Raw genomic sequence first — 13,537 nt, 5'->3', positions numbered from 1 at the left:
TGGCCACGCGCTTTGCACTTTTGTGGTGCGTAAAATATCCACATTGGTGCAAAAATTTCACGCTCGATTCTGCACGTATTTTAATCACCTAAATCAGCTTAACTTAAATAGTAAATAGTGCCAAAGCAATCAACAAATTAGCTAAAAAACGACAATTTATGTAATTTGTCGAAATTTATTTCATATAATTGTCATATAAAAAACAGATACTTAGTAAAAGTATTAAGAAAGTTTTTAAAATTGTATTGGATAAACTTTCATCCATGTCATTAATGAGGGATAATATGCGCCCTTTTAAATCCTATGCTGGGACATCTGGTGAAAACGCAGATGAGTGCGTAGATCTTGCAGGATCAATGAGAATAAACTTCTCTGAGTAAAAATATGAGCATCGAACAGTTAAGAAATATAGCGATTATCGCGCACGTTGACCACGGTAAAACGACATTGGTTGACAAACTACTTGAGCAATCAGGTACATTAGAAACACGCGGCGGTAACGAAGAGCGTGTGATGGACTCAAACGACATTGAGAAAGAACGTGGTATTACCATTTTGGCTAAAAACACAGCCATTTCTTGGAAAGACTACCATATCAATATCGTAGATACCCCGGGACACGCCGATTTTGGTGGTGAAGTTGAACGCGTACTTTCGATGGCTGACTCAGTATTATTACTTGTTGATGCTCAAGAAGGTCCAATGCCGCAAACGCGTTTCGTAACGCAAAAAGCATTCGCGCAAGGCTTAAAGCCAATTGTTGTTATCAACAAAATCGACAAGCCAGGTGCACGTCCTGATTGGGTTATGGATCAAATCTTTGATTTATTCGACAACCTTGGTGCAACTGACGAACAGCTAGACTTTAAAGTAATCTACGCTTCAGCAATCAACGGTTGGGCTACACTAGATTTAGACGAGCCGTCTGACAACATGGAACCTATGTTCCAAATGATCGTTGACGAAGTATCACCACCGGATGCAGATCCTGAAGGTGACTTCCAAATGCAGATTTCTCAGCTTGATTACAACTCTTATAAAGGTGTAATCGGTATCGGCCGTATCAAACGTGGTTCTGTTGTGCCTAACCAGCAAGTAACGATTGTTAGTGCTGATGGCTCTACGCGTAACGGCAAAATTGGTTCAGTACAAAGCTACCTAGGTCTTGAGCGTATCGAAACAGATAAAGCTTACGCTGGTAACATTGTAACGGTAACAGGTCTTGGCGAGCTTAAGATTTCAGATACTGTTTGTTGTCCTAACAACGTTGAAGCATTACCACCACTAAGTGTTGATGAGCCAACAGTAACAATGACGTTCTCTGTAAATAACTCTCCTTTCTGTGGTAAAGAAGGTAAGTTTGTAACATCACGTAATATTCGTGAGCGTTTAGACAAAGAATTAGTACATAACGTTGCACTTCGTGTTGCTGATACTGACAACCCAGATAGCTTCCGCGTATCGGGCCGTGGTGAATTACACCTTGGTATCTTAATCGAAAACATGCGTCGTGAAGGTTACGAGCTAGCTGTATCTCGTCCAGAAGTAATCTTACGCACTGTTGATGGCGTATTAGAAGAACCGTACGAAACACTAACAATTGACTGTGAAGAAGAGCATCAAGGTTCTATCATGGAGCAAATTGGTCTTCGTAAAGGTGAACTTACTGATATGGCACCAGATGGTAAGGGCCGTATGCGTTTAGACTTTATGATCCCAAGCCGTGGCTTAATCGGTTTCCAAACTGAGTTCATGACGTTAACTTCAGGTTCTGGTTTACTTTACCATTCATTCGATCATTACGGTCCGCACAAAGGTGGCGAGCTAGGTGTTCGTAAGAACGGTGTAATGATTGCAAATGCTACAGGTAAAGCACTTACTAACGCATTATTCAACTTACAAGAGCGTGGTAAATTATTCATCGGTCACGGTGTTGAAGTTTACGAAGGTATGGTTATCGGTATTCATAGCCGTGATAACGACCTTACAGTTAACGCACTTAAAGGTAAGCAACTTACTAACGTTCGTGCATCTGGTACAGATGAAGCACAAACATTGACGCCACCATTGAACTACACACTTGAGCAAGCGCTTGAGTTCATCGATGATGACGAGTTAGTAGAAGTAACACCTGAGAACATTCGTATTCGTAAGCGTCACTTAACTGAAAGTGAGCGTAAGCGTGCGGGTCGTGCTCCAAAATCATAATCTATTAATTTAGAGTAATGGTTTAAAAGCCGCTGTATTGCAAAATACAGCGGCTTTTTTGTGGGTTAAAACAAGAGTTGTCAGTTGTAAGTTATCAGCGGTCAGTTTAGAACGGCGCAGCTAAATAGGCTGGTTTAAGCTGAAAGTCAGTAGGCTATATAAATCTGCAACAATGCATAGTGGTAGTGCGTGTTGGTAGGGTGCTTTTTCGTTGGGTTTCGCTGCGCTCAACCCAACCTACTGCTCAACTATTTATTAGTAGTTACTTTTTGGAAGTAGTGTGATTTTTCCAAATACGTCAGTGTTTATAGTTCGTTCTATAGTGAAATTGCCACAATGTGTTTATCTCTAAAAGCGCAGCGCCTCTTATTCTCTTTGTGAATAATTCACTTAAAAATATTTGCACAAGGAGAAGGGAATGAGAAGTAAAAGAGTCAGATCTTAATCAATCGATAACGCAAAGCATCTGTCATTGTTGGTAGGGTATTTTTTCGTTGGGTTTCGCTACGCTCAACTATTTATTAGTGATTACTTTTTGGCAGGAGAGCGGCTTTTCCAAATACGTCTGTGTTTATAGTTCGTTCTATAGTGAAACTGCCGCAATGTATTTATCTCTAAAAGCGCAGCGCCTCTTATCCTCTTTGTGAATAATTTACTTAAAAAATATTTGCACAAGGAGAAGGGAATGAGAAGTAAAAGAGTCAAAGCTTAATCAATCGATAATGCAAAGCATCTGTCATTGTTGGTAGGGTATTTTTTCGTTGGGTTTCGCTACGCTCAACCCAACCTACATCTCAACTATTTATTAGTGGTTACTTTTTGGCAGCAGGGTAATTTTGCCAAAGACATCTGCGTCTATAAAACCGCGGTTTCTGTCGCCATTGACTGGCTGTACTTCGTGAGAGCCCATAAAGTGCTCACGCACCTTGCTGCCATCGTTATCGCAATACGCGAGCATAAAACCAATGACTTGTTTTTCATTAAGCGTAATGGGCGTGTTTACAGCGCCTTCTTGGTAATCGTTAGGGTAGAGCTTTATAGCAACTTCCCAGGTGATGTTATAAGGGGCTTGGGTATTACGCTTCCAGTTACTTGTTAAGTGGTCGGTGTATAAATGGGCTTTTTTATCGGGGCCGTAATCGGCGGCTTGGTTATCAAGGCCAATATGATATGCCAACGCGGTATGGTTAAACTGGTGAATACCGCCTGAGGCGTCGCTATCGATAAAAATTTCCAGCGCATCGTCATCCCAATATTTTACGGTCGGGTCTGGGTGCGTATCAATAAGTACATCGTCAGTTATATCAGCTTGTAAATACAGGTAGTTTTTATCCCACAGCAGGCGGTAGCGGCCTTTAAAGTCGGCATCTGATGAGGGCAAGGTGCCATCCATTAAATGCGGCATATCATGCCACGTTGCTTTATCCCATGCGCTTTCAGATACGCCATCAATAGTAATAGGGGTCGATGTGTGCGCTACATCAATGGCCATTACTGGGGCGCTTAATAAACAGCTTAAAGCTAATGCGTGTTTTTTCATTAATTTCTCAATGTTAATATGTATTTAGATATTACAATCATCCTAAAACAGTTCAGCAATGAGTTACAGTGAAATACTTTCGCCTTCGTTTAAAATATATAAAGGTGTGGTTGAAGCCATTTTATTGTGCATATAAAGCAACCTTAACAGTGCTGAATGGCTTGTCCGGTCGCCCATTTTCCAGCTTGAGTTACCATAGCCCCACGGTATCATTACTTTACAGTTAAGATCGCTAGCTGCATTTACAGCATCCTCTGGTGTGGTGTGTACATAACGATACCAAGTAGGGCTGTCTTCACTGTAATACGAGGCTATGGGCAGTAGGCATATGTCTATATCGCCATACTTTTGCTGAATGTCTTTAAAGTGTTTTGAGTAGCCGGTATCGCCTGCAAAAAACACGGTACTGCCGTTTTGCTCAAGCAACCAGCCATTCCATAGGTCTTTATCGTTATCTTCGTAAATAAAGGGCACCAATATACGGCTACTAAAGTGGTGCGCTGGTAGGGCATGAATCGTTAAATCATCAAGCTGTGTTTTTGCATACCAGGCCATTTCGCTAATGTTATAGCCACCAGTAGGGAAGTTGTCGGCCATACCTAATGGCGTTAAGTAGCGAGGTTGATTACCAAGCTCCCCTATATCGGCTTTATTAAAGTGATCGTAATGAATATGCGAGTACATCACTGCACTTAGGTTTTTAAGCTCGTTTTGTTTAAGCCAATCGCCGGGTTGCCTGTAAAACCCTGAGGCTAACCTAAAGGCTAAATCAACAGGTGAGTCGAACTGCTCTTTTACAGGATCAAATAGCACGTGTTGTCCGTTAGGTGTGCGGATCATAAATCCTGCGTGTCCTAGCCAGCGCACGGTAAAGCCCGTATTTAAATTAATTGGCTTTTGCTCAGCAATAAATTGGCAATCTTCAGCGTCTTGTTTGCATTGTAATTTAGGGCTTGGCGGGTAGCAGCCGGTTTCGCAGGTGGTGGGGTAGGTTTTTTCGCCAGGGTAGAGGTTATAAAAGCGTCCTTTTCGCTCGCCTGTTTGATGCTGCGGGGTAAGCGTGTTTTCCCCTGCAATCACCTCAATGCGATTAGTAGTTTCGCAAGCGCTAAGCAATCCACAAATAAATACAAGGCTGGTGGTTTTTAGTTTCATTGTTGTTATCTATTATTATTTTTATAAAAGTATAACAACATCAAAAGATTAACAAATAGTTCAAAGGTAACAAAACGTAACAACAAAAAAGCCTGCAATTTTGCAGGCTTTGTTAGGCAGATTTTAATTGATTAGCCAGCGCTATTCATTTGCTCTATAAACTTGTTTGAATCGGCAATTGATTTATTCATGTCGTTCATCAGCACTTGAATATCACGCTTTAAATTAGTGAATTCGCCTTTAATAGCGGCAACCGCTTGTGCGTTTAAGTTATGTTTTAAGTACAGTACGTTATCTTGTAAAGACGATAGCACTGGTTCCATTTTGCTCTCTGCACTGCGCATAGAGCGTAGTAACTGGCTAAATTGGCGTTGTGTAGCCGCTAGCTTTTTACTGCTTTCGCGCTTAAGCGACGCGCTTTTGTATTGCTCAAGCTCATCGCTCCATTCGTCAAATAAAGCTTCTGCTACATCTTCAACTTTATTAATATTGCTCGACACTTCATTAGCGGCTGCTAAGCTCGACTCATAATCGTCGTTAAGTTGATTGTAGGCATCTTGTAACTCGCCGCCATCAAAATTAATTAAGGTCGTTAGGCGCTCAAGTGCTGATTGAAATTCTTCTTGCGACTCTTCTTGTGAATCTTTGGTTTCTTCTACGCGGTCAATAAGAATGTCGCGCTTATGTACACCTACTTTTTCCATTGCAGAATAATAGGCCGACTGACAGCCCGATAAAGTAAGCGTAATGGCCAGTACCGAGGCGCTAAGTAATGTTTGTTTTTTCATTTGGATCCCTATTTACCAGTAAGTGCTGTAAATTATGGTGCTGATTGCTATCATAATCAAAATTCGATTAGCACAAGTCAATTGTATGAATGATAAGCTCTCCCTTTATAAACAGCAAGCTATCTCCTTTTTAAGGCAACAGCCAAGCTGGTGGATGCAGTACGTTAACCGCTGTATAGACGATCAAATTACAGTGAATGCAGGCTACCTTGCCTATGTTACTTTGCTTTCTTTAGTGCCTTTGATAGCGGTAGGCGTGGCAATATTTTCAGCCTTCCCGGGGTTTGAATCGACCCGCATAGCCATAGAAAGCTTTTTGTTTACTAACTTTGTACCTACCTCATCTGATGTGATTAAAGAGCATATAAGCTCCTTTGCTGGCAATGCGAACCAAATGACCGCGGTGGGTATTGGCTTTTTAGCGGCGATTGCATTGCTGCTTATACGTAATGTTGATGCCACGCTTAATCGCATTTGGCGTATTAAGAAAAAACGCCCCATGATGATCTCTTTTGCGGTTTATTGGATGGTATTGAGCTTAGGCCCCGTACTGCTGGGCACAAGTATTGGTGTTACATCGTATATTGTTTCGTTAGTGTCGTTTGCCGATCAGGGCATTCCTGGGTTTAGTGGCTTTTTGTTAAAGCTGGTGCCTTATGGCTTTTCGATGATTGGCTTTTTAATGTTATACACTTTAGTGCCTAACACACCTGTGTCTATTAGGGCTGCGCTACCTGGGGCTCTTTTTGCGGCAGTATTATTTGAGCTGACTAAAAAAGGCTTTGCGCTTTATATTAGCCATTTTCCTTCGTACGAAGTAATTTATGGCGCTGTTGCGACCATTCCTATTTTATTTGTGTGGGTGTATTTGTCGTGGGTGGTGGTGTTATTAGGGGCCGAATTTACCGCCTGTATAAGCCCTAATCATGTACCACAAACACCAGAAATAGACATTGATGAAGAACTAAAAACAGAGGAACGCAGTTAAATGCAGGGCTTAATACAACGTGTAAAAAGTGCCAAAGTAGAAGTTGATAACCAAGTTATAGGTGAAATTGGCCAAGGTATATTATTGTTACTCGGTGTTGAAAAACCAGACGATAAGCAAGCAGCCGACAAACTATTGCATAAGGTAAGTAATTACCGAATATTTACTGATGAAAACGACAAAATGAACTTAAGCCTAAAAGATATAGGCGGTGAGTTACTCGTGGTGTCGCAATTTACATTAGCGGCTGATACTAAAAAAGGCATGCGGCCAAGCTTTTCATCAGCAGCCACACCTAGCCAAGCTAACGCGCTTTACGAGTACTTTTTAACTCAAGCTAAAGCGCAGGGTATTAGTGTTGCCACGGGAGAGTTTGGCGCCGATATGCAAGTGAGCTTGTGTAACGATGGGCCTGTTACGTTTAACTTATCGGTTTAATTACCAGCTTTAGTAACAATAATAATATGATTCACAAAGCCCGCAATTTTATGCGGGCTTACTTTTACGCCAAACACATTAAATAGTAATTGCTGTAACTGAATTAACTGCGACTCATGTTGCGACAAAAAGTTAATAAATAACGTGCCACCTGCGTTTAGCGCATCGTATATTTTTTGATAAAAAGCGCGTTCAAACAAAAATCGTGGTGCATCTATCTGGCTAAATAAATCAAGAATAATCCAGTCATGGTTATGTGCCTTGCTAAGTACATTTTGCGCGTCATCACACTGCACGTCACTTTGGTTTTTAAGAGCGAAAAAATCTGTATAGCAGGCAATTATATCTGCATTTTTTTCAACTGATGTTACGTGTGCCTGCGGGTAAGTGTATTGTAAGTAATTACGTATAGCGCCACCGCCAAGACCAAGTTCTAACACATGATTTGGCGGTGCTAAGGTTTGCCACTGCTTAGCTAAATAGGTTAAATGTGGAAATAGTAAACGCTGTGGATTGTTAAGCTTTATCACCGATTGCAATGTATCGTTAATTAGCAGCCAGCGAAGCTGCCCGGATTGGCGAACCTGTATGTGATCGCCTGCATATTTATGCCAGTAAACTAGTTGCCCAATATCTTGGCTGTGGCTAATAAAGTGGCTACTCACTACACCCGTTGAAGGGTTTATAAAATCGCTCATAACATTAAGGGCCTGTTGACCTTTCAGGATTAAAGTTTGTTCAATCTAGGGGCGATTTAATCGCGGCGCGAGATTTGTAACCTAGTGGGCTAGGTAACTGCTCCTGCGTTACTCTACTGGCTTATATCCATGTAGGCAACAAAGAGTAAATTCCCCCAAGGCAGAACCCTTCGCTCAGTGCACGTTCAATCTCTAAAGGCCCAGCATAAACTAGCTGATGCGATGGGTAAAACAGTTATTTTTTCGCTTGCTTACCAAAGTCGTATTGGCAGTGTTTAAAAGATGGAGTATGGTATTTGCCATAATAATTCCAACCAACTTAATCTTTAATTTTCTAATGTAAAAACCAATGTGCAGGTTAAAGAGTTATTCAGTTGGATTACATGCCGTAGCCTTTATTTTTATTTACGGCAAAACAACAGGAGTATATATGTTTCAAGTAACTACACCGCAGAGCAGCGAAGACTGGCAAGCGTACTATCAATTACGTTGGGAAGTACTACGTGCGCCTTGGAATGAGCCTCGTGGCTCTGAACAAGATGATATGGAACAAGACTCAGAGCATCGCTTTATTAAAAATAACAACGGTGATGTGCTTGGTGTGGCCCGTTTACACTTTAACAACCATGAACAAGCGCAAGTACGTTACATGGCCGTAGCCGAAGGTAACCGTAATCAACATATTGGTAGCCGTTTATTACATGAGCTTGAAAAAATAGCATGGACGCAAAATGCAGGCGAATTAGTGTTATTTGCTCGCGAGCGTGCGCTTGAGTTTTATAAGCGCCACGGCTACGAGCTAAAAGAAAAAGCCCACCTTGCGTATGGCGATGTACAACATTTTAAAATGATTAAACAAAAGCCTAGTGAGCCGGGTTGGTTTCGCCACCCTGATTGGACGCAAGTACTGCAAAATATTTGGCGTGAATCAATCCCAATTAGTGATGCAATGGGTATAAAAGTAGAAAGCTACACAGATTGGCAGTTTACAACGCGTGCTGATTTAGACGCTAACTTAAACCTACACAACACTATGTTTGCAGGCTCTATATACAGCTTAGCAACCTTAACAGGTTGGGGCGCAACGTACTTAGCGCTTAAAGAGGCAGGGCTTGAGGGCAATATTGTATTAGCCGATGCCACTATAAAATACTTAAAACCACTTAATACCGACCCTCGCGGTTGTGTTGATGTGCAAACCTGTAAAGGTAAGCTCAGTGAGCTGGAAACAACAGGCAAAGCAAGTTACGTAGTACCTGTTACTATATTTGATGGCAGCGATGTTGTTGCAGAGTTTGAAGGGGTGTTTGCCGTTAAAAAATAACGAGTAACGCTTTAATAAAAAAGCCAAGCACTTTATAAAAGGGCTTGGCTTTTTTTATGGTGTATTAATAAATTATAGTAAATCGGTAAGTAATATACCTACACCAATACGCTCTACATCAGCGTTATAATCAATTAGGCTCTCACCGTAACCGTTAAAGTACTGCGCGTAGCCACGTAAACGACCCCAAAGCGGGAATGACCAATCTAGTTGAAGTGCACCACGGTTATCTGAATTTAAATTGTTACGAGTCATAAAGCTAAACTCGTGATCGTGATAACGATACGCCCCGCCAAATTCAAAGTAACCCATGTATTTGTAAATATCTGGATTGTCGTCGCCATCGGCTTCTAATATATTGTCTTTTTCATCCTCGGCAATGCGATACCAAGGTTTAAAGCTAAATACAAAACCGCTCTTTTCCCATATAAAATCGGCGTAAATTCGGTTCCATGAACGAGAGTTTGGCTGGCTGCGGCCATTAGATTGGTGCGAAATACCCAGCGCTATGGCCATTTCGTCGCCCCAAAGTACGTTTTCTTGGTCTAGGTAGTTTACCCAAAATATTTCTGGTTCGTAGTTGGTTTCACGAAACGGAGAAGAAATCTCTGAGTTATAAATTTGCCAATACGACTGCAAAGTAAAGCCAAAAAATATGGCTTGGTCTTCATCTGCAAAATCATCGTACAGTGGCACTTTAATAGAAAGCTGATATTTAGCCTCTAGGTTATCAAGGGGTTCGCCATTTTCTTCATCTGTTAGCTCGTCAAAGCCATCAAACGGGCGATCGTTAGGGTGCGAGACATACGATAAAGGTAAAATGTAGTTACGTTTATGCGGCGTAATTACGTTACGATTTTTTTTGCTTACCTCTTCGCGAGCCTTGCGTTTATCAAGTGCGGTAAGTTGTTTGTTTTCTTCAAGGGCGGAGCATTTTGTACGCAGCTCGTCTAAGGTTTGCTTACCATCGCCACCAATTACTTCATTTAAAATACATTGCTTAACTAGCTCTATGTCGTTGTCTTGTTCATTTTTTTTAACCTCTTGTTGGGCAAAAGAGGGTGTGCTTAGTAAAGCCGTAACTGCAATCCAATAACGCCAGCTCATTGTTTATTCCTTTGAGAGTAAGGTAGATTTATAAATTATAACGTGTTTTTACATTTGTAACGGTGAACTTTCACTGAATTTACACTTATTTGATTACCTTACGTTTACACCGTTATCACAGATCAAAAAAAGCGGCATATAGCCGCTTATATTGTAAGTTAGTTAACTTACTCTCACGCAATGAGAAGGGGGAGTTATAGCGCGGTGCGTTATAACTCAAATACGTTAGTAAAAAACTTATAAAGTTCAGTGCCTTGGTTTACGCTTGCTGAGGCAAAATGCAAAATAGCAATTGCATCGCAATCAAGGCTTAATGTTTGTAGGGGTTGCTCAGTTAAATAGCGCTCCATGCGTAATATATGGGCTATTGGCTCACCTGCCTTTATGTGTGCGCCTAACGGAGCAACATATTCAACCATGCCGCCAATCGGCGCATAGTAAGCAAAGTAGTCATCTAAATGGCACGCATAACGGGTCATCTGCTTAGGTTGATGCGCTGCATCTACCAATACATTTTTATGGTTCAAATAGCTTAAAATGCTGTTTGCATCATCAAAGGCGGCTGCTAAATCTATTTTTTCTTGGCTGCCTAGCTCTACTGTAAAGGCTTCAACCTGTACATTGAAGTCCCTGCCTTGCGCACTAAGTGCATCACTTAGATGCCACCATGGGCAAAAGCTAGCTTCATCCATTGCGCCATCAAAGTCGCTTGGAATAAGCAGTACGTGTTCAATATTGAAATAACGTGCGCTGTCGCTGGCATATGTTGGACAGTACAGATGCTTACTTGAAATAGGCCCCGTGTGTAAGTCGAGCACGATATCGGCTTGATGCGCCAGCTTTTGCAGGTTAAGCGCAATGCGTTTACCGGTATTGAGTAAATAAGCTGGGCCATTAAGTTTGGCATCTATTTCATCAAGCAGGGCTTTTTTAAAATTACTTTTTAAAGCTGCATCGTCGTACTGGCTATGCTCGTGTGCAAACTGGGTGACTAAATCACTATTGTAGTGATACATACGGTTCCAGTTAGTGCCAGTAATAGGGTCGAATCGGCCAAGGGTAAATTCCCCTGATTTTTGATTACAACCTATAGGGTTAGCATAAGGTACTAAGGTAATGTCGCCTTTTAAATTAAGCTGTTTTAACTGCTCTAGCAGCTGAAAAATAACCGCGTTACCTTGTACCTCGGCGCCATGCATATTGGCTTGAATATACACGCTTGGCCCGCTGCCATCGCCTTTTAAGCGATACACCGGAATAGTTAGAGGCAAGCCGTTTGCTACTTCCCCTACTACAATATTTTCTTGGCTAATGGGTGTTGTTATGCTCATGTTTATTACCTTAAGTAGTGACTGGCATCTTCTGCTTGGCGCACACACGTGAGCTCGCCATTTTGTAACACGTATTCTGCCGCTAGTTCATGGCATAAAAAATAGGGCATGCTTTCGGTAAAACCATAGGCGCCACATTGGCTAAACACCAGCCAGTCTTGCTCGTTTAAATCGCTTGGTAGGGTATGCTCGCCTAAGCAATCAAGGGCAGTACATAATGGGCCATATAAGCTCATTGCTTGTTCTGGCGCTGTTGACTCGCGCAGTAACGCCGCAGGAAAATCTTGGCTTGTAACAGCAGGGCGCAATAAGTGGTTAATACCACCGGTTAAAATAACTTGTTGTTGCCCGTAGTTTTGTTTGCACTCAACGACGGGGTTCGCGTAATGACCGCATTCGCCTACAGCGTAACGGCCAAGCTCCATCCAAAGCTCGTCTACACCCGCATCTTTTTTAATTTTTGCCAGCGCGGTGATTAATCCATCCCACTCAAGTGTTGCATCGTTTGATGTGTAAGGAATACCTAAACCGCCGCCTAAGTCTAAAATTTTCAGGTTTATATTTAAGTTATTAGCCAAGGTGGTAAGCGGTGCAATCATTTGCGACCACAGCTCGCTTAGCTTTTGCGTGCTAAGCATGTTGCCCCACTGAAAAATATGTAGGCCATCAAAATTAAGTGCTGGGTAATCGCCAGTATTGAGCGCTTGCCATTCATCGCAACCAAGCCCAAACGGTGTAAGGCTGTCACCCCCTAATGGGTTTTTTTCACCTTCTGGCCAGCGTAATTGCACACGCAGTAATACTTGCAGCTGCGTATTTTGCAGCTGCGCTTGCTGGTTTAACCAACGTACTTGATTGAGGCTTTCGGCAACAAAAATACGCACGCCGCGCTCAATAAAGTGTTTAATTTGTTTAGGGCTCTTTGCAGGCCCTGTGTTGAGCACGCGCTGTGAACTAATACCTTGTGCAAGGACTTGTTCAAGCTCACCTTTACTTGCTACGTCAAAGTTAAATCCGGCGCTGTCTAGGCATTGAATAACCTTAGAAAGCGGATTGGCTTTTACCGCATACCAAAGCTTTACATCGGTTTGCGCAACTAAACGGGTAAGGTGTGCGTTTAGTTTGTCTAAGTCGTAAACAAAAAAAGGTGTATCAAGTTGCTGAGTAAGTGTATTTACGGCGGCCTTGATAGGCGTGCTCAAAAAGCTCATTATCGTAAAACCTCTTCTAGCAATAACGATGCATCGCTTTGCTCGTCGCGGTATTTAACAATGAGTGCACACGACATGCTTAAGCCTTGCTCACGAGCCCATTCGTTAGACGCAGGGCGAGAGCCTGGTATTACAATAGCGTACTCTGGAATTGGCTCGCCTTTATCTAGCTGGCGCTCGTTAACACAGTCGTAAACCGGAATAGTGGCAGATAAACGCACACCTGGGGCAAGTACCGCGCCTTTTTTAACCACTACGCCTTCAACAATGACACAACCTGCGCCAATAAACGCATCGTCTTCAACCACGACTGGGCTTGCCCCAATTGGCTCAAGTACACCACCAAGTTGAACAGCTGCGCTTAAATGTACATTTTTACCAACTTGTGCACATGAACCCACTAATGCGTGGCTATCAACCATAGTACCTTCGTCGATGTATGCGCCAATATTTACGTACGCTGGTGGCATAATAATAGTGCCTTTAGCTACGTAGGCACCGCGGCGAACACTGGTGCCACCTGGTACCATACGCACGCCATCGTCAGTGCTAAATTCTTGTGGTGCAAGGTTGTGCTTATCAACAAACCCGCCTGCAAACTCGGTGTTAGTGCCATTTTTAAAGGCTTCTAAAATGCCTTGTTTTACTTCTACGTTAGCTTCCCATTGGCCGCTTTCGTTTTGTGATGCTGCGCGTACTGCGCCCGATTCTAAATTATTTAGTAGTTCTAACCAGCTCATTATAAAAAC

12 protein-coding genes are annotated in these 13,537 nt (G+C 42.2%); 4 read left to right on the top strand and 8 right to left on the bottom strand.

What is annotated here, in order from left to right; translation table 11 throughout:
* The first annotated feature begins 384 nt into the window (after positions 1-384).
* Complete coding sequence (typA, locus tag MTF68_RS15405; protein WP_248462978.1) at positions 385-2,208, top strand: translational GTPase TypA; 1,824 nt, start codon at positions 385-387, stop codon at positions 2,206-2,208.
* 805 nt (positions 2,209-3,013) lie between these two features.
* On the opposite strand, the gene MTF68_RS15400 is transcribed toward typA, so the two are convergent.
* From MTF68_RS15400 to MTF68_RS15390, 3 genes are all read right to left on the bottom strand, one after another.
* Entirely contained in the window at positions 3,014-3,748 is a 735-nt protein-coding gene (locus tag MTF68_RS15400; protein WP_248443305.1) for a CBM9 family sugar-binding protein, read from the bottom strand.
* Positions 3,749-3,811: 63 nt separating this feature from the next.
* Complete coding sequence (locus MTF68_RS15395) at positions 3,812-4,903, bottom strand: MBL fold metallo-hydrolase (protein WP_248462976.1); 1,092 nt, start codon at positions 4,901-4,903, stop codon at positions 3,812-3,814.
* 131 nt (positions 4,904-5,034) lie between these two features.
* Positions 5,035-5,691 (bottom strand): DUF2959 domain-containing protein, encoded by a 657-nt coding sequence (locus MTF68_RS15390; protein ID WP_004588426.1) that lies wholly within the window; start codon positions 5,689-5,691, stop codon positions 5,035-5,037.
* Positions 5,692-5,776: 85 nt separating this feature from the next.
* Between MTF68_RS15390 and MTF68_RS15385 the strand changes: the two genes are divergently transcribed.
* Both MTF68_RS15385 and dtd read left to right on the top strand, forming a co-directional pair.
* Positions 5,777-6,679 carry a virulence factor BrkB family protein gene (locus MTF68_RS15385; RefSeq protein ID WP_248462974.1) on the top strand — a complete coding sequence of 301 codons (903 nt, stop codon included), beginning with the start codon at positions 5,777-5,779 and terminating at the stop codon, positions 6,677-6,679.
* Positions 6,680-7,117: a D-aminoacyl-tRNA deacylase gene (dtd, locus tag MTF68_RS15380; RefSeq protein WP_248462972.1), complete on the top strand. Its 438-nt coding sequence runs from the start codon at positions 6,680-6,682 to the stop codon at positions 7,115-7,117. It abuts the gene before it with no gap.
* Here the strand turns inward: dtd and MTF68_RS15375 are convergent.
* On the bottom strand, positions 7,114-7,815 hold the full coding sequence (locus tag MTF68_RS15375; RefSeq protein ID WP_248462970.1) for a fused MFS/spermidine synthase: 702 nt from the start codon (positions 7,813-7,815) through the stop codon (positions 7,114-7,116). The two genes, dtd and MTF68_RS15375, sit on opposite strands and share 4 nt — an antisense overlap.
* Before the next feature lie 430 nt (positions 7,816-8,245).
* Here MTF68_RS15375 and MTF68_RS15370 point away from each other — a divergent pair, with 430 nt between their 5' ends.
* Positions 8,246-9,139, top strand: coding sequence for a bifunctional GNAT family N-acetyltransferase/hotdog fold thioesterase (locus tag MTF68_RS15370; RefSeq protein WP_024032005.1), 894 nt, complete (start codon positions 8,246-8,248; stop codon positions 9,137-9,139).
* Between the two features lie 72 nt (positions 9,140-9,211).
* On the opposite strand, the gene MTF68_RS15365 is transcribed toward MTF68_RS15370, so the two are convergent.
* From MTF68_RS15365 to MTF68_RS15350, 4 genes are all read right to left on the bottom strand, one after another.
* A complete protein-coding gene (locus MTF68_RS15365; protein ID WP_024032006.1) occupies positions 9,212-10,246 on the bottom strand; it encodes a phospholipase A in 1,035 nt (344 codons plus the stop codon).
* A gap of 209 nt (positions 10,247-10,455) precedes the next feature.
* Positions 10,456-11,577 carry a succinylglutamate desuccinylase/aspartoacylase family protein gene (locus tag MTF68_RS15360; RefSeq protein WP_248462968.1) on the bottom strand — a complete coding sequence of 374 codons (1,122 nt, stop codon included), beginning with the start codon at positions 11,575-11,577 and terminating at the stop codon, positions 10,456-10,458.
* Positions 11,578-11,582: 5 nt separating this feature from the next.
* Positions 11,583-12,788, bottom strand: a complete 1,206-nt coding sequence (locus MTF68_RS15355; protein WP_024032008.1) for a PLP-dependent decarboxylase — start codon at positions 12,786-12,788, stop codon at positions 11,583-11,585.
* Positions 12,788-13,528, bottom strand: coding sequence for a 2,3,4,5-tetrahydropyridine-2,6-dicarboxylate N-succinyltransferase (locus MTF68_RS15350; protein ID WP_029773501.1), 741 nt, complete (start codon positions 13,526-13,528; stop codon positions 12,788-12,790). The genes MTF68_RS15355 and MTF68_RS15350 overlap by 1 nt, the downstream gene beginning before the upstream one ends.
* Between the last annotated feature and the right edge of the window lie 9 nt (positions 13,529-13,537).

The organism is Pseudoalteromonas sp. 2CM37A (assembly GCF_023161885.1).
Lineage (GTDB): Bacteria > Pseudomonadota > Gammaproteobacteria > Enterobacterales > Alteromonadaceae > Pseudoalteromonas > Pseudoalteromonas atlantica.
Note: the sequence above shows the minus strand (reverse complement) of the source record. Positions and strands in the feature narration are given on the sequence as shown.